This is a genomic window from Streptosporangium sp. NPDC004631 (genome assembly GCF_053601935.1).
Map to the genome: position 1 here is coordinate 207,553 of NZ_JBSGCR010000007.1, position 19,912 is coordinate 227,464.

Sequence of the window (19,912 nt, forward strand, 5' to 3'; positions counted from 1 at the left end):
GCGCCGGTCCGGCGCGGTGCGCCTCACAGGGTGATGACGACCTTGCCCCGCGTGTGGCCCTCGGCCACATAGCGGACGGCGTCGGGGACCTCGCTCAGCGAGTAGGTCCTGCCGATGACCGGCGTGACCTTGCCGGCCTCGATCAGTTCCGCCAGGAGGCGGAGGTCCTCCTCGCTCTGGTTGAACAGCAGCATGAGGAGCCTGTGACCCACGAACGGTGCCAGCAGCATCGCCCGGAGCTGACGGTCCACGCCGCCGAGCCACCGCCCGCCCCCCTCGCCGCCTACGATGACGAGGGTCCCGCGCGGGGTGAGGGCCCGCCGCAGGCGGGACAGCGAGCTGTTGCCCGCGATGTCGAGGATGAGGTCGTAGCGGGGCGGCCGGTCCGCGAAGTCCTCGCGTGTGTAGTCGATGACGTGGTCGGCGCCGATCGAGCGGACCAGGTCCGTCTTGTCCGTACCGCAGACGCCGGTGACCTCCGCGCCGAACTCCTTGGCCAGTTGCACCGCGAACGTCCCCACTCCGCCTCCGGCCCCGATGACCAGCACCTTCTGCCCGGGTCGGACCGCTCCCCGATCGCGAAGGCTCTGCAGGGCCGTCAGCGCGGACACCGGTACGGTCGCCGCCTGCTCGAAGGTGAGACGGGCCGGCTTGGGCGCGAACCTGTCCTGCCGGCCGCGGGCGTACTCGGCGAAGGCGCCCTCGCAGATGCCGAACACCTCGTCACCCGGCTGGAAGCGGGTGACGCCGCGCCCGACCGCCTCCACACGCCCCGCCACCTCGGTGCCCCGTACCCGGACCCTGGGCGCGCGCAGCCCGTAGCCGAACAGGCGCAGCAGGTACGGCAGGCCCGTCATGAGGTGCACGACGCCCGCGTCGACGCCGGCCGCGTGCACCCGGATGAGCACGTCGTCGTCCCCGGCCGTCGGCGGGTCGATGTCCCTGAGCTCCAGCACGTCGGCCGAGCCGTAGGTGTCCTGAACGATCGCCTTCATGAGGTCTCCTCCACACTGCCGGGACACTGGAACACGTCGTCGAGCGGGACGCCGAACGCCCGCGCGATCTGGAAGGCCGTCTCCGGGGACGGCGAGTAGCGGCTCTGCTCGACGGCGGTGACGGTCTGGCGGGTCATGCCGATGCGGTCTCGAATGGCATGCCATGAATGTAAAGCAAACAAGACGTGATGTCTATTTTTCTTTACATCACGCCGTGCGGGGCGGGGCCGGGGTGTGACGCGCGGCGCTGTCCGGCCAGGTCGCAGGGGTCATGGCGGACGAGGACGTTCCCCCAGGCGAAGGCGGCAGGCGTGGGATCGAGGGCCGGCCTTCGACGCCAGGCGGCTGTCCCTGTCGCGTGGACGCCCCCTTTCGCAGGTAAGGTGACCCTAAAACGGAGGGCTCGGGGTGCGCCGGGCTCCACATTCGCACAGGTGGGGGCGGGCGGAGAGGGAGGCGGACGGCAGGCGGACCGGGAAGGTGACGACGTGGTGGTTACAGCGCTCGCGGTGCATACGTGTGCGCGTTCTCGTGTCCCGTGTGCGAGGCCTCGAACAGGGCGTCTATCGGTATGAGAGGTTCCGTCACCGTCTGCGGCGGGAGTGGTCGGGGCCCGTGCAGAGCTTGCTTGACGCGTGTAAATCAATGCTTGCTGAGAATATGCGACATATATCGGACCCGTATTCTCGGATAAGGGCAATGCCCTTCACGCCTTGCCGACGGGCTCGAACGGCACGAGCGCGGTCGGCCCGCCCGTCTCCCCGGACGCGAACACGGCGAGCGGATCGTCAAACACCGAGTGCGATCATGCCTCGGCCCTGGGAACCAGGCGGGCACTGGGGAGACCGACAGTGGGCTGTGCGCAAACCTATGAAAGTCTCCATGGTGGTGAACGTCACATATTCCTAGCCTGCTCGTATGCACCCAGCAGATGCCGTTGACGGATACGAACCACCTTGGAGTAGCTTCGCGTCCTTCTTCACCGCGCGTTCCGATGACGCGGCGACGTACCTGATCGAGTTGAACCACGAGCTGGACACGCGACGGGAATGGACGGTGGGCGAGTGGAAGCTGCTCGTCGCCCGGGCGGTGGGGGCGCTGCGAGATCGGGGAGTCGCGCCCGGCGACTCGGTCGCGGCCCTGCTCGGAAACCGCTCCGAGGCCCTGGTCGTGGCCTACGCGTGCTGGACGGTCGGGGCCTGCTATGTGCCGCTGAACGCTCACGACTCCGTCGCGCGCCAACGCTTCATCGTCCAGGACTCGGGCGCGCGGCTGCTCGTGTGCGCCGAGACCGAGGACGCGGCGGTCCTGACGGAGGGGACGAATGCGACGGCGCTCGCCGCCGCGGCGGTCATCGAGGCGCAGGGCCGTACGTCCGGACCTCGGAAGGACGACTCCGAGCCGGTAGGCCTGGACGTCGAAGCTCTCCGTATCTACACGAGCGGGACCGTGGGTGAGCCCAAGGGAGTGGTGCTCAGCGCCCGGAACCTGCTCATCGACTGTGACGCGCTCGCTTCGGCCACCGGCTGGGATTCGGCGACCCGCGCTCTCGTGGTACTCCCGATCCACCACGTCAACGGGTTGCTCGTCAGCAGCCTGCTGCCGTGGTTCGTCTCCGGCTCGACGGTCCTGTGCGACCGATTCAGGAGCGACCACTTCTGGGACGACGCCGAGCGGGAGTCGGTGAACGTCTGCAGTGTCGTGCCAAGCCTGCTGGAGTTCCTGCTGCGGTCGAGGGGAGGGCCTCACGGAGACTTCCGGGAGTTCCTGTGCGGGGCCGGTCCACTGCTGCCGGAGACGGTTCTCGCGTTCGAGAGCCGATATTCCCGCCCGGTGCGTCACCTGTTTGGAATGTCCGAGACCACCGCCGTGGTGACCTTGATGCCACGGATGGGTGACCAGGCCCGCACGGAGTGGCACTCACGGTTCGGTTTCCCCAGCATCGGGGTTCCCGTTCCGCACGCCGCGGTCTCCATCCTCGGTCCGAACGGGCACGAGCTCCGGGAGGGGGAGCGCGGAGAGATCGCCGCACGCGGCGGCATGGTCATGAAGAGGTACGCGGGCCGCGACGGCCTCGGCGGGCAACGGTGGCTGATGACCGGTGACGAGGGCTTCTGGCGGCGCGGGAACGACGGCGAGAAGTACTTCTTCATCACGGGGCGGATGAAGGAGATCATCATCCGTGGCGGAGCCAACATCTCGCCGGTGGAGATCGACGCCGTGATACGCACCCACCCGGCCGTGAGGTTCGGGCTCGCGATTCCGTTCCCCAACCGTTTCTACGGCGAAGAGGTGGCCGCGTACGTCGTCCGTGACTCGCCGGTCTCAGAGGAGGCGGTGCTCGCTCACTGCGCCGACTACCTCGACTTCGCCCGCTGCCCCAAGGTCGTCGTCTTCGGCGACGACGTCCCCTACACATCCACGGGCAAGGCCAAGCGGATCGAATTGGCCCAGCGGCTGGAGCCACACCTCGCGGCGTATCGCGAGGTCCAGTTCAGCCGCTCGGCGCAGCGGACGCAGACGGAAGTTTGACCAAGGTTTCTGTGCGGAGCCGGGCTCACCGCCGTAATCGAGCCCGTGAAGATCTACGAGGAGGAGAATCACGTGGACGCGTCACCCGACCTGAAGGACCACACTCGTTGGCTCGCCGGCCTGCTGGGAACGGACTTCCTGCTGTGGTCGCCGCATATCCAGGCGGAGGGGTTCCTGCACTGGGAGCGGATTTTCGCGACGAGAAAGATCGCATGCGGGCCCCAGGCGTCTCCCCTGACCGAGTCGGGTGAACAGCTTGAGGTGCGGTACGAGCACCTCGGGCGGATGCGCGACGTCGACGACCTCATGCGTGACGAGCATCTGAGCGGCCTGCTCGTGCTCCGCGGTGACGAGGTCCTTGTCGAGCGCTACGCCCTCGGCCTTGATCGCACCTCGACCTGGCAGTCGTCGTCCATGGTCAAGTCCCTGACCTCGACGCTGGTGGGAGCCGCGATGCACGATGGCCTCATCGGGAGCCTGGACGAGTTCGTGACCTCACACATTCCGGAGCTCAAGGGGACCTCCTACGAGGGGGTCACCCTCCGCCATCTGCTCACCATGACCTCCGGAACGTCGTGGACCGAGAACTACGAGGACCTTGGGGCCGACGTGGTGCAGAAGTACCTCAAGCCTGTTGCCGAGCGGCGCCCGGGTGTGATCCTTGAGGCTTTGAAGACGCTCCCGCGGGCGTACGAGCCCGGCACGAGGTTCGCCTACAACACCGGCGACACCTATCTGCTGAGTCACGTCATCAGCCGCGCGGTCGGGACCACGGTGGCGGACTACTGCTCAGAGAGGTTGTGGAAACCGATGGGCATGGATTCGGACGGGTATTTCATGCTCGACTCCGATGACGGCCACGAGATCACCGGAAGCTGCTGCGGTGCCTCGCTACGGGACTACGGCCGTCTGGGCCTGCTGATGATGAACGACGGCGTCGCCAATGGTCGGCGCATCCTGCCCGAGGGGTGGGCCGCGGAGGCGACCGCGCCATCCGCGCCCGCTTTCGAGTACGACCTCTGGTCGCTGGAGAACACCGGCTTCACCGGTTACGGATACCTGTGGTGGGTGATCCGGCCCAACTCGTTCAGCGCCCTGGGCGTATACGGCCAGTGGATCCATGTCGAGCCGGAACACGGCCTCGTTGTCGTCATGATCGGCGCCATGCCACGGGAGTGCTACATGGATCCGGCGGAGGCCGCCGCGCAGATCGGCGGAAGTCAGCACGGCAGCCCCGGCAGGCTGGCGTTCATCGACGCCGTGTGCGACCGGCTCAAAGAAGTGAACGGGTCATAGCCATCCGGCTCTTGAAGCGATGCGAAGGAAGTGGAAATGTCGAAGAGTCGCATTCTTTCCCGTGGTTTTCTGATCGGCGCGGCCTGCCTCATGCTCAGCGCATGCACCGGGTTGCTGGACGATAAGGGTGACGACGGGGCCGCCCAGAAGTACGTCGCGATGAGCTTCGCCGGCAGTGACATCACGATCTGGAATGACGTCATCAAATACATGAGGCCACAGGTCGAGAAGGCCGGCTACCGGCTTTTGAGTGATGACCCGCAGTGGAAGGCCGAGAAACAGGTCGCGGACTGGCAGGCCTGGATCCAGCGGGGCGACGTCAAGGCGATCATGGGTTTTCCCGTGCAGGCGGACTCTCTGGTTCCGGTGACGAAGCAGGCGAAGGACGCCGGCGTCGGGATCATCAGCTACGCGGCGAACTGGGAGGGCGCGACCCCCGGCCTGACGGTGGACGACTACGAGAGCGCCAGGACCCTTGGCCGTGACGCCGGTGAGTGGCTCGTCAAGGCCGCCGGAGGCAAGGGAACGGTCGCGGTGCTGGGCGACCGGAGCACGGATCTGGGTTTGGCACGTGCCAAGGGCCTCGTCGACGGGGTCAAGGAGGTCGCTCCGGATGTCACCGTGAAGGAGATCGGCGGCACGGTCACGCGGGAGGGGGGCTATGCCAAGGCCAAGGCCCAGCTCTCCGCGGATCTGGACACCAGGGTCTGGATCACTCAGAGTGACGACCTGGCCAAGGGCGCCTACCGGGCCCTGCTGGACTCGGGCGTCGCGAAGGACGATCCGAAGTACTTCGTCGGCAGTCTCGACGCCACTCAGGAAACGCTCGACATGCTTGAGGTGCCCAACAGCGTCTACCGGGTTTCCTACATCGTCACGGCCAAGGCCATCGCCGACATCAATTCGAGGCTGCTGATCGCGGCCGCAGAGGGTGAACCGGTCAAGTCCGAGCGGGTGATTTTCGAGAAGATAACCAGCGAGAATGCCGGTAAGTATCGCGAGTGATCGCGTCGCCGGTGCCCGGGATTTCGGTGGATGAAATAGTGGTAAGCACATGTTGAATGAACCTTCGGTGCCGCAGGCTGGATTTCGTTGCGACGATGTGTGGGTTTCTTTCGGTGCCACCCGCGCGCTCGCCGGGGTGAGCCTGGCGGTCGCTCCAGGGCAGGTCGTCGGACTCATGGGCCACAACGGGGCCGGCAAGTCGACCCTCCTGAACGTCGCCACGGGCGCGATGAAACCGGACCGTGGCGCGATCCGAATCGGCGACCGGCAGGCGGCCCGCTTTGGAGATCCGCGTTACTTCGCCGATCTGGGGGTCACCGTGATCCATCAGGAGCCGGCGCTCGCCCCCAACCTCAGTATCCTCGACAACCTGATCGTCGCCCGGCCGTCGGGGCGGAATCGGGCGAAGACCCGGAGAAGGGCCGCGGAGGTCATGAGCGCGCTCGGACTCGCTCACGACCTCGACCTCCCCGTCTCGGTGCTCTCGCTCGGCGAACGGCAGATGGTCGACCTCGCCCGCGGGATGATGACCGGGCACATCGACGCGCTACTGCTGGACGAACCCGCTGCCGCACTCGGGGCCGAGGAGACCGCGGTCCTCCACGACCGGATCCGCTGGTTCACCTCCCAGGGCACCGCCGTGGTCTACGTGTCCCATCGGCTGCCCGACATCCTCGATATCTGTGATCGCATCGTCGTGCTCCGTGAAGGCCGCGTCGTGATGGATCAGGAGCGAAAGGGGTTCACGTCCAAGACGCTGGCGGCGGCGTTGGCGCCGGAGTCCGCCCGGCAGGAGGCGCGGTCGCGAGTAGCCGTGGGACCGGAACTGCTCACCGTCCGTCGAGGCGGCGGGGAGATGCGTTTCCGGCGCGGCGAGATCGTCGGACTCTTCGGAGTGGCCGGCGGTTCCCAGTTCGAGGTTCTCGACTCCCTGTTCCAGGGTGGCCCAGGCGTCGAGGCCACCTTGTCCGGCCGGCCCTACCGGCCCACGGGTCCGGCCGACGCGATCTCGTCGGGTGTGTACCTGGTGCCCGGCGATCGTGAGAGGGACGGTCTCGTGCCGGGCATGAGCGCCATCGACAACGTCTTCCTGCCCTGGAGTTCGCAGCTGACGAGTGGCGGCCGGCTCCGTTCGTCGAGGATGCGGAAGAAGTACGCCGAGATCCGCGGGGAACTCGGCATTCGCGGGCCCGATGGGGACGCCCCCATCGCCAGTTTCAGCGGCGGCAACCGGCAGAAACACCTGCTGGCGAGATGGGTCTCGGTCCGCAGGCCTGAACTCCTCCTGCTCGCCCAGCCCACGCAGGGTGTCGACGAAGCCGCCAAGGCCGACATCAGGCGCGTGGTCAGGGGAGTGGCGGAGTCGGGCGTCGCGGTTGTGGTGGCGTCGGCGGAGAGCGACGAACTCAGCTCACTGTGTGACCGGGTGTACGTCCTGGCCGGTGACGGCGTACACGAGGTGGAGGCCTCCGAGGACTTCGACGAGGAACTGTTGTCATTGATCAGTGGCGAGCGCGCCTAGGAGGCCACGGTGTCCGTTACCCACAGGGCAAAGATTGTCGGTGCCCAATACAGCACGTTTGTCACGTTGGTTGTGCTCGCGCTTTTCTTCACGACCCTGAGTTCGCGGTTCGCGACCGTTCAGAACCTCCAGGTGATCATCCTCAACGTGGCCGAGCTCGGCATTGTCGCGATCCCTCTCGCCCTGCTCGTCATGTCGGGGTCGGTGGACCTCTCCATCGGCTCCATCGCCAGCGTCGGCGCCGTCACGTGTGGTTCGGTGATGACCAGGACCGGCTCCGTGCCCCTCGGAATCCTGGCCGGGGTCGTCTTCGGCCTCGCCGCCGGCGCCCTCAACGGATTCCTGATCTCCGTGCTGGGGCTCAACCCAATCGTGATCACGCTCGGCTTCCTCGGGGCCTGGGGCGGTCTGGCGCTGTATCTCACCGGCGGCGCCACCATCTCGGGCCTGCCCGAGGGGTTCACGGATCTCGCGAGGTTCGAACTGGGCCCGATTCCTCTTCAGATCCTGATACTGACCGCGGTCGTGACCGTCGCCTGGTTCGTTGTGAATCATCGACCGTTCGGCCGGGAGCTCCTGGCGGTGGGTGGCGGCAAGCGTGCCGCGCACCTGATGGGGATCCGGGTGAGGCGGGTCCAGCTCACCCTGTTCGTCGTCACCGGCGGTGCCGCGGCGATCGCGGGCATCATGCTCTCCGGCAAGCTCTTCGCGGCTCCGCCCACGGTTGGCCTGTCCATGGAGCTCAACGCGCTCCTCGTCATCCTCATCGGCGGAGTGGCGTTCGAGGGGGGCGTCGGCCGGGTAAGCGGCGTGCTCGCGGGACTCCTGTTCATCGGCACCCTCAGCAACGGTCTGGTGATCATCGGGGTCTCGCAGTTCCTGCAGGCCATGATCACCGGAACCGCTCTGGTGATGGCGGTGGCGCTCGACAGCACCATTCAAAAGAGCGTCCGGAAGTCCTGGTCGCAGCTCGGCGCCAAGGAGCTCTCCGCGGGTTCGGCCGAGGACGCCACACCTTCGGAGACGCTCAGCTCTCGATCAGCCGCCGGAGTTTGAGCGCGATTCGCAGGCTCAAGGCGCGCTCGCCCGAGCGCCAGTCCGTCCCGAGGATGCGGTCGATGCGGTCGAGGCGGTTGTAGAGCGTGTTGACGTGCACGAAGAGCGCGTCGGCGGCGGCGGAGACCACACCGTCGTGGTTGAAGTAGGTCTCAAGGGTGCGGACCAGCTCGGAGCCTCTGCGCTCGTCGTAGTCCTCAAGCGAACCGAGCGCACGGGACACGAACCAGCCGATCTCATCCTGTGAGCTGTCGCTCAGCAGCAAGCCGAAAACGCCCAGCTCGTCGGGGCCGGCGGCGCAACCGAACTTGTCCAGTGCCCGCAGGACCTTCGCACTCCGGTGCGACCTGTTCTCGGCCTCGGGAAGGGACGGGAGACCGGTGCCGGACCTCTCGACGCCGACCGTGAAGCTGCTCGTCGGAGGGTCCGCCCGTCGCAGCCGGGTGAGCAGCGACTCGGTCGTGGCGGACGGCTCGGTCCCGGGGAACGCCAGGACGAATCGGTCGGTCATCCTCGCCACGAGGCCACCGTGCTCCTTGGCGTGGGCCAGGAGAATCCGTTCCATGTGTGCGCGCGGCTGCCGATCGCCGGGTAGCACTGTCACCACGGTCAGCGCGCCTCGGAGGTCCGCCCCGAGCATCTCGGCGCGGCGGTAGGCGCTCTCCGGCTCCGTCAGCCTCCCGCTGAGGATCTCGGCGAGAATCTCGTGCCGGAGACGGTTCTCGGCCTCGTCGTTCGCTCGCCGGATGAGCCACAACAGGGCGGTCACGGTCGCGGCGTTCTCCAACGAGCGTGTATCGATCTCGTCGAGCTGAGGACCGAAGAACAACAGCCAGCCGAGATGCGTCGTGCCGGCCGCGATCGGAACGAACCGGCACGGCAGCCCGTGCACCCGGCCGGTCCACGATCCCCGCAGGTGCGCGTCGGCGGGCAGGGACTCGAGCAACCGGAGCCCGTCCGCGCCGCTGAGCACCGAGTTCGGTTCCGGGTCGTCGATGTCCGCGACCCCGGCGGGCCGGCCCGCGCGCGCCAGCAGACGGCTGGAGGGACTCAGCACGAGCAGGGTGCCGTCGATGACCTCGACGACGGCGGATGCGATGTCGACTTCGTTGGACCCGGCCAGCAGCAGCCGGGTGAGCCGTTCGTGCATCTCGGAGGTACGGCGAAGCGATTCGTTCCGGGCCTCGACCATAAGCTTCGCGGTGGTCAGTTCGGCCAGGGAGCGCCGGGTCTCCTCAAGCAGTGACGCCGACCGGATCGCGATCGCCGCATGGGCCGCGAGGGATCCGAGCAGGGACACCTCGTCGTGCGAGAAGGTCCGGGAATGACGGTCGGCGGCGAACAACACGCCGATGACCCGGGGGCCGAGGAGCAGGGGCACCCCGAGGATGGCCACAAGAGCGTCGTCCTCCACCTCGTTGTCCACCGCGTGCACGAACCGTGGATCGGCGAGGTAGTCGGCTGTCCACAGTGGTCTCGCGGTCTGCGCGACCACTCCACCCAGACCGGCGCCAAGGGACAGGCGGATCTCGTGGAACTCCTTGCCGATCGCGCCCTCGCTCACCCGCATGTAGGCGTCCCCGCGTTCGTCGTCAATGAGCATGAGGTAGGCGACGTCCGTGCCGAGGATGCTGCGGCCCCTGCGCACGATGGCCAGGAGGACGTCCTCAAGGTCCTGCAACGCCGACAGGTCGCCCGCTGTGTCGTAGAGGATCTCCAGGTTCCTCGCCCGCATCCGGAGACGATCGAGTTCGTTGCCCAACCGCCGCACCAGGTGCAGCGTCTCCTCGCTGAGCCGCGTCGACGCGGCCACGTGATCGATCGCGACCTGTATGTCTTGATCAGGGTCATCGCGGAGCAGGGCGTGGACGAGACCTGCCAGCGTCACAGGCGCTGCTTCCAGTGATTCCGTGGTGGGGGGATAACCGCTGGGAGACATGCCCAGACAGTACCTTTGCCATCGAGGCGATCTCAATGAGGTCAATTCAGATATTTAGCATCTGATTGGCACTTAGTTGGATAATCATGCACGATCGGATATGAATGATCCCCGTCGGTAGGCGTGGAGCCCCTATCGGATCCGAGGGCCGGGTCCCCTGTGGCGCGGCGGTGTCGCGCCGGGCGCGCTGACCGTCCTGTTCGCCCTCCGCGCCCGCGGTACGGACTCGGAGGCGGCGGAGCGCGAGGCCGTATGACGAGACGAGGAGACCCGGCCGGGGCGCGGACCCGGAGGTCGACGTCGGCGGGGTTCTCCGGCGGGAGTATGGAATTCGTGGTTTTGGCCGCCTGTGATCCTCTCTTTGCCTGTGAGACGATGTGGGGGTAGGCGACGGCGGATCGAGGAAACCGGTGTGAATCCGGTGCGGTCCCGCCACTGTGATCGGTGAGCGGATCCCGAACAGGCCACTGCCCGGATGATCGGGTGGGAAGGCCGGGACGAGCGTCGACCCGAGAGCCAGGAGACTCACGCGGTCGCCTCCTCGTAGAAATTGGGGCGGATCTCCCCAAGAGAGGAACGGTGATCGCCATGTCGCCCATCCGGCATGAGGTCCTTCGGGCTGCGCGCGTCATGAGCCTCCTTCGGTGATCCGGCCCCTCGCCCCGCTCATCGGGTTCAGCCCGTGGGTGAAAGGACCCCGTTCATGACGAGCCGACGCTCGCTTCCCCTCCTCCTGCTCCTCGCCTCCGCCCCGCTGGTGACCGGCTGCGGCGCCGGCACGCACCCCGGCGCCTCTCCTGCCGCGAGCTCGTCCTCCGCCGGTTCGGCCGTCGCGGGCTTCCCCCTCACCGTGACCAACTGCGGCGTGACGACCACCTTCCAGAGGCCACCGCGGCGGGCGGTGGCGCTCAACCAGCACGCCACCGAGATCATGCTCGCCCTGGGGCTGGAGAAGTCGATGGTGGCGACCGCCTACCTCGACGACAGGATCCTTCCCGAGTACGGGGCCGCCTACAGGGGGATCAAGGTGCTCGCCAAGGAGTACCCCTCCTACGAGGCGCTGCTGTCGGTCGAGCCCGACTTCGTCTACGGCGGGTTCAACAGCGCCTTCGACGAGAAAGAGGGGCGCGGCCGGGCCGTCCTGGCCAGGGCCGGGATCAACTCCCACGTCAACGTCGAAGGATGCCCGACCGGCCCGGTGACCGTGACCCGGGCCGAGGACGAGATCCGGGCGATCGGCGGGATCTTCGGTGTGCCCGACCGCGCCGAGCGGCAGATCACCGCGATGCGCGGTGTGCTGGACGGCGTCAAGAAGAAGATCGACGGGGCCGGCCCGGTCAAGGTGTTCGTCTACGACAGCGGCGAAAAGACCGCTTTCACCGCGGGCGGAGCCGGTATCGGCAACGAGATGATCAAGCTGGCCGGTGGGACGAACCTGTTCGGCGACCTTCCCAAGTCCTTCGGAGACGTCTCCTTCGAGCAGGTCGCGGAGCGGGCACCCGACGTGATCGTCATCTATGACTACGGCGACGAGCCCCTGGAGGGCAAGAAGAGGTTCCTGCTCGCCAACCCGGCGCTCAAGGACGTACCCGCGATCAAAAACCGGCGGTTCGCGGTGCTGCCGCTGTCGTCGGCGGTGCTCGGCGTGCGGGTGCCCTCCGGTGTGGAGTCGCTGGCCCGTCAGATCCACCCGGACCGCTTCGCGTGACCAAGATCGCCACCTTCCGGGCGCCGACGGTCACGGCCGCCGGTGGCCGCGGGCGTGTGCCGTACACGCTGGTCCTGGCGGCGCTCGCGGTCGCCGTGGCGATGGCCGCCACGGCAGGGATCGCGGTCGGCTCGGTGCGCCTGCCGCTCGGTGAGGTGTGGGCCGTCCTGCTGCACCGGCTGTACGCGCCTCTGGCCGAGCCCACCTGGACGCCGGTCAGGGAGACGATCGTGATGGACGTCCGGGTCCCTCGCATCCTGCTCTGCGGCGTGGTGGGCGCGGGGCTTTCGGTGTGCGGGATGGCCCTGCAGGCGCTGGTGCGCAATCCGCTGGCCGATCCGATGCTGCTCGGGGTGTCCTCGGGCGCGACGGTCGGCGCGGTCGTCGTCATGGTCTTCAACATCTCGCTGTTCGGTGCGTTCTCGCTGCCGCTGGCCGCCTTCGCCGGCGCTTTCCTGGCGCTCGTGCTGGTCTACTTCCTGGCCCGCACCGGGGGGCGGATGACCACCGTACGGCTGGTGCTGTCCGGGGTCGCCACGGCCGAGGTCCTCTCGGCCGTCGCCGGCTACCTGATTATCACCTCGGGTGATCCGCGCAAGACCGAGTCGGCGCTGCGCTGGATGCTGGGCGGCCTGGCCGGCACCACCTGGGACCTCGTCTGGATCCCCGCCGCGGCGGTCCTGCTCGGCACCGGCGTGCTGCTGGGCCTCAGCCGCCCGCTCAACCTGCTGCTGGCGGGGGAGGAGGCCGCCGCCGCCCTGGGACTGAACGTGCACCGCTTCCGCGGCGCGCTGTTCGCGCTGGTCGCCCTGATGATCGGCACGATCGTCGCGGTCAGCGGCTCCATCGGGTTCGTGGGGCTGATGCTGCCGCACGTGGTGCGCCTGCTGGTCGGCGCCGACCACCGGCGCGGGCTGCCCGCCGTCGCCCTGCTGGGCGCGGCCTTCCTGATCGCCGCGGATCTGGCCGCGCGCAGCGTGATCGCCCCGGAGGAGATCCCGATCGGTATCCTGACCGCCCTGACCGGAGGCCCGTTCTTCCTGTGGCTGATGCGGCGCGGGGCGGCCCGATGACGGCGGCGGACGGGCCCGCCGTGCTGCGGGCCGACGACGTCGGCGTGGTCGTCGACGGCCGGGCCCTGGTGCGGAACGTCTCCCTGGAGGTCGCCCCGGGCGAGGTCGTCGCGCTCGTCGGCCCCAACGGGGCGGGGAAGTCCACCCTGCTGCGCACCTTCTACCGGGCGCTGCGCCCCACGTCGGGGCGGGTGACGCTGGACGGCGAGGACGTCTGGCGGATGACCGGCAGACGGCTGGCCCGGCGGCTGGCCGCCGTCCTGCAGGAGGCGCCCGGCGAGTTCGAGCTGACCGCGTACGACGTGGTCGCCATGGGCCGCACCCCCTACAAACGGGCGTTCCAGGGCGACGACTCCGAAGACCGGCGCATCGTCATGGGCGCGCTGGGGGAGCTGGACGTCGCCGGCCTCGCCCAGGCGCCCTTCGACCGGCTGTCCGGCGGCGAGAAGCAGCGTGTCCTCATCGCCCGCGCCCTGGCACAGCGAACCGGGACGATGGTGCTGGACGAGCCGACCAACCACCTCGACCTGCGCCACCAGCTGGATGCCCTGCGACTGGTCCGGAGGCTCGGCGTGACCGCCGTCGTCGCGCTGCACGACCTCAATCTGGCCGCGGCGTTCTGCGACCGGATCTGCGTCATGGACACCGGCCGCCTGGTCGCGGCGGGTCCGCCCGCCCAGGTGCTCACCGCGGACCTGCTGGCCGAGGTCTACCGCGTGGACGCCGAGGTGGGCCCGCACCCTCACACCGGCGTCCCACAGATCAGCGTACTCCCGGGAGATCTGACATGACCCGCCTGCGGCCCGCCCCGCCCGAAACCGTCGCCGCCGCGCTGGACGGCCTCACCGGCCTGGGCACCTTCTTCACCCTCGCCGTCGGCGAGGGTGACGGTGTCTGGCGGCCCGTCGCGGAGGCCTACGCGGAAGGGCTCCCGCATCTGGTTGCCGATCGTGTGGCCCGATACGGCACACCCGAGCACCGCGTCGCCACCTCCGTCGTCCAACTCGGCCACGCCGCCCGTCTGTGGTCTCCCGTACTGGGCTGTGTCCTGGTGTACGGCGTCGTCCCCGACCTCGGAGATCTGCGGCAGCAGGCGCACGGGCCCGCTCTGCGGTTGCCCGCGGCCCGCGGCTGGTACGCCCCCGAGGGCGAGGACCTCGTCCAGACCGTCTACCGCCTGGTCATGGACGAGCACCTGGCCGTGCTGGCCGCCGGGCTGCGGGTCAAGATCGCCCCGGGCCTGCTACGCGGCAACGCGGGATCCGCCCTGGCCGGGGCGGCGCACGTCCTCCTGCGGGCCCGCCCCGATCTGCGCGGGCCCCTCACCCATCTCGCCGAACGGCTGCTCGACACCGCGGCACTACGCGGCACCGGCGAGTTCACCGGGCCGGATCTGGCGTTCCGGCGGCGAAGCTGCTGCCTGTACTACCGCGTCCCGGGCGGTGAGAGATGCGGGGACTGCTCACTGGAGCGGAAACTCCGATGAGGGCGCTGAGGCGGTTTCGCGTACCCGCTGCCGCTCTCGCGCACGCCGTTGAGGGCACCAAGGCCGTTATGAGGGCTTCGGTGAGACGCGTCGCAGCAGGTACGTGTCCATGATCCAGCCTTTGCGCTCGCGGGCCTCGGCGCGGAGCTCGCGGATGCGGTCGGCGACCTCGGGCACCGGCCCGGCCACCAGGAGCTCGTCGGGGGTGCCGAGGTAGGCGCCCCAGTAGATGTGGAACTCCTCGCCCAGACCGGCGAAGGCGCAGTGCGCGTCGAGCATGACGACGACGTCGTCGGCCGCGACGGGTCCCTCCTGCGCCAGGCGGCGCCCCGTGGTGATGTGCACGGCCCTGCCCACCCTGTTCAGGCCGGTGCGGTGCCGGGCGGTCAGGGCGGACACGCTGGTTATGCCCGCGACGACGTCGTACTCGAAGGCGACCGTGCCGCGCTCAACGACCTCCTCGACGCCGGCCAGCGTGCTGTCGTACAACCCCGGGTCGCCCCAGACGAGGATCGCGCCGGTCTCGTCGTCGCCGAGCTCGTCGCGGACGAACGCCTCGTACAGGTCGGCGCGCCGCGACCGCCACTCCTCGACGGCCGCGGCGTAGGCGGGGGTGGTCCGGTCCCGTTCGGGGTCACGGGCCTCCACCAGGCGGTACGGCGCGCGGGCGTGCGCCTCGATCATCTCCTGGCGGAGCCGGATCAGGTCGTGCTTGGCCTCGCCCTTGTCGAGGACGAGGAACGCGTCGGCCCGGCCGATGGCCTTGACCGCCTGGAGGGTGAGATGGTCCGGGTCGCCCGCGCCGATGCCGATGATGAGGATTCGCTTCACGCAGGAGAGTCTGCCGTCTCGGCGGACAGCGGCAGAACCCCGGTTGACCGTTCCCCGGCTGCCGGACCTCGTTCACACTCCCAGACCGCGAGCCGGGCTGCCGGTCGCCTGTGACCAAGAACACGCCCCGGCCCTCGCGAGTCAGGTCCTGAGGCGATCCTGAGATGCCCGCGGCCGCTCCTCACGGGAGCGTCGCCGAGTGGGGAGCGCGCGTCCGGAGTCATCTGCGCTGCGGTCCCGGAAAGCGCCGGAGGGCCGCCTGCACGGCCTTCTCCGCCGCCCCCGAGGGGTGGGGAGAGGCCATCCGGCCAGCGCTGATGTGCCGGATGGCGCCTAAGATCAGAATGGACGGTCACCGCCGGGGGAGGTTCTGAGTGAACCGGACTATCCGCACGATGGATGATGTTCTGGGCCTGCTGGATCGGCTGTTCGCATCGGACGCGGACCGGTGGACACAGGACGCCTCGACATGGTGGGACCGTTTCTACGCCGACCGCTCAAAGCCGGTTCCCTTCTTCGTGACCAAGCCGGACGAGAGCCTGGTGTCCTACCTCGAACGAGGACTGCTCGCTCCGGGGCGTGCCCTGGACCTGGGCTGCGGGCCGGGCCGCAACGCCGTCCATCTCGCCTCGCTCGGCTTCGAGGTGGATGCCGTCGACCTCTCTCCCGTCGCCGTGGCCTGGGGTGAGGAGCGGGCTCGCGAGGCGGGCGCCGCCGTCCGCTTCCACTGCGGCGACGCCTTCACCGCCGGACCGGCGCTCGGCCGGTACGACCTGGTCTATGACTCCGGCTGTCTTCACCACCTGCCGCCGCACCGCCGGGTGAGCTACCGGAACCTGCTGGACCGGGTACTCGTCCCCGGCGGTCACCTCGCCCTCACCTGCTTCGCCGCCGGAGCCATGGGTTCCGAACTGCCCGACGAGGAGTTCTACCGCGAAGGCCGTCTGCACGGCGGCCTGGCCTACACGCCCGGCGCACTGCGCTGGATCTTCTCCGACCTCACCGAGATCGAGGTGCGCCACATGGAGGAGCAACCGGCCGACGGACCGGTCTTCGGTGTCCCCTTCCTCCTGGCCGCGCTGTTCCGGCGCCCGGCAGGTGATTGACGGCGCGTATCCGGTCGATCGAGACACGGCCGGGCGGCATCCGGCGCGTCGGCCGCGTCCGCCGCCGGGCCCTTACGTTCTCGCGCCCACGTCAATTCCGCGATCTTCGCGGTCGTCCTCGGGAAAGGCGGACGGCTCTTCGCCGCGCGGTGATCCTCGTCATCCCGGCCGGCCCTGTGGCCCTCACCAAAAACCCGATCTGCAAGACCGGTGGATTCGCGCCCCAGACCTGCGAGGAACCGGTCATTTCATCATGCCGTTCATGCGGGTTCCGGGGGGAATGCGCGTGCAACGGGCGCCGATCGGACGAACGCTGCGGAGCATCACCCGTGGCTGGTCGGCGTCGGCGGCCCTCGTCGCCGGATTCTGCACCTTCTCCTCCGGAGGGCTTCTGGCGTCGCTGGGATCGGTAGTGCTGGAATCGTCCCTCGTGTGCGCAGAGCGGCGCGCTCGCAGGACTCCTGGTCTCCCTGTGCTTCGTCCTGTCCACAGTGATCGGAGCTGTGCACTTGCGAGAGGCGATCCTTCCATCGTCGGCGTCGCCCTGTGGTGGACTGCCGCGGGGGCATTTCTGCCGATCGCCGCGGTCTTCGACAGCGTGGCCACTCTCATACTCGCCGCGGTGTGCTGCGGTGTGGGCCAGGGGGTCGGGTTGCACTCGGAGTCGGTTTTGTAATCACATTTTCAGCTTGAATCGATTTTTTATCGGCTGTTCGGGCACGGCGGCCGAATTCGCCGCTCTCGGGCTTTTCCTCTGCTACGCCGGAAGGCGTAAGAAAACTTCATCATGGCTCGTTATGTGGAGATGTGATGACTTCGCAGATAAAGCACGTCATATGGGACTGGAATGGCATCTTGTCCGGTGACGGAAGAGCCCTAATCGAATCGACGATCGACGCTGTCCCACCTAAGCCTGCCAAAAAGGGGCGGTGCAGCACGAGGCGGATCCAGTTACCGAGGAGTCGAGCGAAGCCTTCGTCTTCACTTGTGTCGAGTTCGCCGAGGAGCCGGTAGCGGGCGGCGAGGCTGAGCCGGCGGTGCGGCGAGTTCCAACCGGAACGCCCGCACGCCGCGGGCCTGGAGTCGGCCCGCGGCGGCGTCGGTCCGCTGCGCGACCTGCGGGACCTGTACCGGATCAAGCAGAGCGCGCCGCCGGCGCTGATCGCCGCCGGCGGCTGATTCGGCGTGACCGGCGGACCCGTTCGGTGGCGGCGCCGGTCACGCGGTGCGGTAGACCTTGTCCTTCAGTACCTGGATGGCGTTGTAGGCGGACTCCAGATCCGCGCGATCCGGCGACGTCAGAAATACCCGGAGCGGGCTCGACAGGAGGTCGGTGGTCGGGCGGATCCGCTTGCCCGGCACCAGCTTCACGCCGACCAGGTGCACGCCGGGGAGCGCGGCCAGCGCGGCAACCGCTTCCTGGTCCACCTTGCTGACCACGCCGTCCTGCTCCGTGCGGGTGTTGTGCACGACGGCGGGCTGACGGCGCGTGTAGCGGCGGTTCCCGTACTGTGCGACGAACTTCGATGGGTCCACGTACGCCAGTGCGGTCAGGTCGGCCTGGTTCGTGCCCAGGCATACGTCGTGGAAGCCGGGGTTCATGTTGCCGTTCAGGCGGGCGCCGACCTCCACCAGGGCGGGGCCTCTGGCGGTCATCATCACTTCGGCGTGTGCCGGGCCGTGGGCGATGCCCAGTGCCGACAGGACGGTCTCCAGATATGCCAGGAGCTCCGGTACGGGAGACTCGGCCGCGTCCAGGAGAATGTCGCGGTCGTAGATGCGGCTTCCGGTCGCGGTCGTGGTCTTGTCGTACTGCCACACGCCGCACAGGTAGTGCTCTCCGTTCGCCGACACGGTGTCGACTATGTACTCGGTTCCGTCCAGATAGGACTGGACCAGAACCTCGGTGTTCTGGTGGTCGAAGATGTCCACCGCCGCCAGCACCGCCTCGGCCGCCGCCGCCACCTCGTCCGCTGTGCGGCAAACGGTGACGCCGTCGGAGGACGCCGAGCTCAGTGGCTTGACCACGACGGGGTAGTCGCCGCGGGCCTCCGCCCAGGCGACGGCCTCGGCGACGTCGGCGGTGCGCGTCTGGTCGGCGCAGTGGATGCCCGCGGCCCGCAAGGTCTCGATCATCTCGTGCTTGTCGCGGCGGGCACGGGAGCGCGCCGTGCCGTTGGTCGCCAGGCCGAGACGTTCGCTGAGCAGATCCGCGAGCGGGACACCCGGCTCCTGACCCGCCAGCACGGCCACCGGCTTCAGTTCGGCCAGCAGGGCGACCGTCTTGTCCACGTCCCCGTCGCCTGCGCAGACCAGTTCGTCCAGGTACTCGGTCAGGTCGGGGGCGAGCATGGACGCCATCGGTTCCGCCGAGCTGCGGACGTGGACGACGGAGACGCCTGCCCTGGCGAACGCCGTCGGGAGGAAGTTTCCGGTCGAGTACCCGTCTACGATCACGGCGATCGGCTGGTCCTGGGGGGGCATCATCGGGTTGCCTTCGGGTCGAGGGGCGGAGGTCAGCCGAGTGCCAGCATGACCGGGGTATGGCTGCGGTGGTCGCCCGTGGTGTCCGGGCCGAGGACCATGATGTCGGTGGTGAAGCGGTGTTCGAGCCGTGCCTGCTCCGCCCACTTCAGAACGTGCTGGGCGCGGTGGTCGACGTCCACGCGCAGTTCGCCCGGCGCGGTCGCGGCCAGGTCGTCCAGCAGGGCGAGGGCGGTGTCCTGGTCGGACGCGGTGATCGGGCCCAAGACCGTCGTGCCGACGTTCGGCCACGCGCCGCCGAAGCCGACGACGCCGTCCGGGCCGTCCACGACCCGGAACGAGTCGCAGAACTCGGGCAGGGCCGCGATGAGTTCCGTGCGCGGCGCGCCGAAGACGTCGGTGTCCAGCGCGGTGACGGCGGGTAGGTCGGCGGCGGTGAACGGGCGCGAGCGGCCCGACGGCGTGATCGGGGCGGCCGGGGCGCCGCGCAGCGTCGAGCATAGGCCGACCGTGCGGAAGCCCAGCCTCTCATACAGCGGCTTGCCCATCGGGGTCGCGGTCAGCAACGCCCCCTCCGCGCCGACGTCCGCCAGCGCGTGGCTCAGGATGTGGCCGCCCAGCCCTTGCCGCTCGTGCTTGCGGGCGACCAGCATCATGCTGATCGCGTTGACCGACGTGCCGTAAGGGGATGCCACGACGGCGGCGGCGAGGCCCCCGTCCGGGTCCTCGACGCCGTACACCCGACCGATCGAGAACAGCAGGCGCCATTTGTGGTCTTCGCGCGGCCATTGCCGGTCCGACCCCAGCACGAGGCAGGCCTCCAGGTCCGTCACGTCCAGTCGGCATACGGCCGGACTCATAGGCGCTCCCAGGTAGTGG

Annotated in this window: 16 protein-coding genes and 1 riboswitch; of the genes, 10 read left to right on the plus strand and 6 right to left on the minus strand. The window is 68.7% G+C overall.

What is annotated here, in order from left to right:
* Positions 1-23 precede the first annotated feature (23 nt).
* Positions 24-995 carry an NAD(P)-dependent alcohol dehydrogenase gene (locus tag ACWEF2_RS10080; protein WP_453813707.1) on the minus strand — a complete coding sequence of 324 codons (972 nt, stop codon included), beginning with the start codon at positions 993-995 and terminating at the stop codon, positions 24-26.
* Positions 992-1,132, minus strand: a complete 141-nt coding sequence (locus ACWEF2_RS10085) for a helix-turn-helix transcriptional regulator (RefSeq protein WP_453813709.1) — start codon at positions 1,130-1,132, stop codon at positions 992-994. Before ACWEF2_RS10085 ends, ACWEF2_RS10080 begins: the two co-directional genes overlap by 4 nt.
* A gap of 781 nt (positions 1,133-1,913) precedes the next feature.
* On the opposite strand from ACWEF2_RS10085, the gene ACWEF2_RS10090 reads away from it, so the two are divergent.
* The 5 genes from ACWEF2_RS10090 (at position 1,914) to ACWEF2_RS10110 (ending at position 8,406) form a co-directional block, all read left to right on the plus strand.
* Positions 1,914-3,527: a class I adenylate-forming enzyme family protein gene (locus ACWEF2_RS10090; RefSeq protein ID WP_453813711.1), complete on the plus strand. Its 1,614-nt coding sequence runs from the start codon at positions 1,914-1,916 to the stop codon at positions 3,525-3,527.
* A gap of 72 nt (positions 3,528-3,599) precedes the next feature.
* Positions 3,600-4,823 carry a serine hydrolase domain-containing protein gene (locus tag ACWEF2_RS10095; protein ID WP_453813713.1) on the plus strand — a complete coding sequence of 408 codons (1,224 nt, stop codon included), beginning with the start codon at positions 3,600-3,602 and terminating at the stop codon, positions 4,821-4,823.
* Between the two features lie 36 nt (positions 4,824-4,859).
* Complete coding sequence (locus ACWEF2_RS10100; protein ID WP_453813817.1) at positions 4,860-5,828, plus strand: sugar ABC transporter substrate-binding protein; 969 nt, start codon at positions 4,860-4,862, stop codon at positions 5,826-5,828.
* A 49-nt stretch (positions 5,829-5,877) separates the two neighbouring features.
* A complete protein-coding gene (locus tag ACWEF2_RS10105) occupies positions 5,878-7,350 on the plus strand; it encodes an ATP-binding cassette domain-containing protein (protein WP_453813715.1) in 1,473 nt (490 codons plus the stop codon).
* A 72-nt stretch (positions 7,351-7,422) separates the two neighbouring features.
* Positions 7,423-8,406, plus strand: coding sequence for an ABC transporter permease (locus tag ACWEF2_RS10110; RefSeq protein WP_453813819.1), 984 nt, complete (start codon positions 7,423-7,425; stop codon positions 8,404-8,406).
* On the opposite strand, the gene ACWEF2_RS10115 is transcribed toward ACWEF2_RS10110, so the two are convergent.
* On the minus strand, positions 8,378-10,294 hold the full coding sequence (locus tag ACWEF2_RS10115; protein WP_453813717.1) for a helix-turn-helix domain-containing protein: 1,917 nt from the start codon (positions 10,292-10,294) through the stop codon (positions 8,378-8,380). The genes ACWEF2_RS10110 and ACWEF2_RS10115 overlap by 29 nt on opposite strands.
* Positions 10,295-10,703: 409 nt before the next feature.
* Positions 10,704-10,892, plus strand: a riboswitch (cobalamin riboswitch).
* A gap of 156 nt (positions 10,893-11,048) precedes the next feature.
* Here ACWEF2_RS10115 and ACWEF2_RS10120 point away from each other — a divergent pair.
* Genes ACWEF2_RS10120 through ACWEF2_RS10135 form a run of 4 tightly spaced genes read left to right on the plus strand, consistent with a single transcriptional unit; the run spans position 11,049 to position 14,612 of the window.
* Positions 11,049-12,053: an ABC transporter substrate-binding protein gene (locus tag ACWEF2_RS10120; RefSeq protein WP_453813718.1), complete on the plus strand. Its 1,005-nt coding sequence runs from the start codon at positions 11,049-11,051 to the stop codon at positions 12,051-12,053.
* Complete coding sequence (locus ACWEF2_RS10125; protein ID WP_453813720.1) at positions 12,050-13,126, plus strand: FecCD family ABC transporter permease; 1,077 nt, start codon at positions 12,050-12,052, stop codon at positions 13,124-13,126. Before ACWEF2_RS10120 ends, ACWEF2_RS10125 begins: the two co-directional genes overlap by 4 nt.
* Complete coding sequence (locus ACWEF2_RS10130; RefSeq protein WP_453813722.1) at positions 13,123-13,917, plus strand: ABC transporter ATP-binding protein; 795 nt, start codon at positions 13,123-13,125, stop codon at positions 13,915-13,917. The genes ACWEF2_RS10125 and ACWEF2_RS10130 overlap by 4 nt, the downstream gene beginning before the upstream one ends.
* Positions 13,914-14,612 carry a (2Fe-2S)-binding protein gene (locus ACWEF2_RS10135; RefSeq protein ID WP_453813724.1) on the plus strand — a complete coding sequence of 233 codons (699 nt, stop codon included), beginning with the start codon at positions 13,914-13,916 and terminating at the stop codon, positions 14,610-14,612. Before ACWEF2_RS10130 ends, ACWEF2_RS10135 begins: the two co-directional genes overlap by 4 nt.
* A gap of 66 nt (positions 14,613-14,678) precedes the next feature.
* Here ACWEF2_RS10135 and cobF read toward each other — a convergent pair whose 3' ends face one another.
* The gene (gene cobF, locus ACWEF2_RS10140; RefSeq protein WP_453813726.1) at positions 14,679-15,443 is read right to left on the minus strand and encodes a precorrin-6A synthase (deacetylating); all 765 of its coding nucleotides are present in this window, start codon (positions 15,441-15,443) and stop codon (positions 14,679-14,681) included.
* A 374-nt stretch (positions 15,444-15,817) separates the two neighbouring features.
* On the opposite strand from cobF, the gene ACWEF2_RS10145 reads away from it, so the two are divergent.
* Positions 15,818-16,549: a class I SAM-dependent methyltransferase gene (locus ACWEF2_RS10145; protein WP_453813728.1), complete on the plus strand. Its 732-nt coding sequence runs from the start codon at positions 15,818-15,820 to the stop codon at positions 16,547-16,549.
* 1,218 nt (positions 16,550-17,767) lie between these two features.
* On the opposite strand, the gene ACWEF2_RS10150 is transcribed toward ACWEF2_RS10145, so the two are convergent.
* Positions 17,768-19,036 (minus strand): ATP-grasp domain-containing protein, encoded by a 1,269-nt coding sequence (locus ACWEF2_RS10150; RefSeq protein ID WP_453813730.1) that lies wholly within the window; start codon positions 19,034-19,036, stop codon positions 17,768-17,770.
* A gap of 29 nt (positions 19,037-19,065) precedes the next feature.
* On the minus strand, positions 19,066-19,893 hold the full coding sequence (locus tag ACWEF2_RS10155; RefSeq protein ID WP_453813732.1) for a GNAT family N-acetyltransferase: 828 nt from the start codon (positions 19,891-19,893) through the stop codon (positions 19,066-19,068).
* Positions 19,894-19,912 lie beyond the last annotated feature (19 nt).

Excerpts from the sequence above, each read along its gene's own strand:
- ACWEF2_RS10080 (WP_453813707.1), bottom strand. The coding sequence starts at position 995 with ATGAAGGCGATCGTTCAGGACACCTACGGCTCGGCCGACGTGCTGGAG.
- ACWEF2_RS10085 (WP_453813709.1), bottom strand. The coding sequence starts at position 1,132 with ATGACCCGCCAGACCGTCACCGCCGTCGAGCAGAGCCGCTACTCGCCG.
- ACWEF2_RS10090 (WP_453813711.1), top strand. The coding sequence starts at position 1,914 with ATGCACCCAGCAGATGCCGTTGACGGATACGAACCACCTTGGAGTAGC.
- ACWEF2_RS10100 (WP_453813817.1), top strand. The coding sequence starts at position 4,860 with ATGTCGAAGAGTCGCATTCTTTCCCGTGGTTTTCTGATCGGCGCGGCC.
- ACWEF2_RS10105 (WP_453813715.1), top strand. The coding sequence starts at position 5,878 with ATGTTGAATGAACCTTCGGTGCCGCAGGCTGGATTTCGTTGCGACGAT.
- ACWEF2_RS10120 (WP_453813718.1), top strand. The coding sequence starts at position 11,049 with ATGACGAGCCGACGCTCGCTTCCCCTCCTCCTGCTCCTCGCCTCCGCC.
- ACWEF2_RS10130 (WP_453813722.1), top strand. The coding sequence starts at position 13,123 with ATGACGGCGGCGGACGGGCCCGCCGTGCTGCGGGCCGACGACGTCGGC.
- ACWEF2_RS10135 (WP_453813724.1), top strand. The coding sequence starts at position 13,914 with ATGACCCGCCTGCGGCCCGCCCCGCCCGAAACCGTCGCCGCCGCGCTG.
- ACWEF2_RS10150 (WP_453813730.1), bottom strand. The coding sequence starts at position 19,036 with ATGATGCCCCCCCAGGACCAGCCGATCGCCGTGATCGTAGACGGGTAC.
- ACWEF2_RS10155 (WP_453813732.1), bottom strand. The coding sequence starts at position 19,893 with ATGAGTCCGGCCGTATGCCGACTGGACGTGACGGACCTGGAGGCCTGC.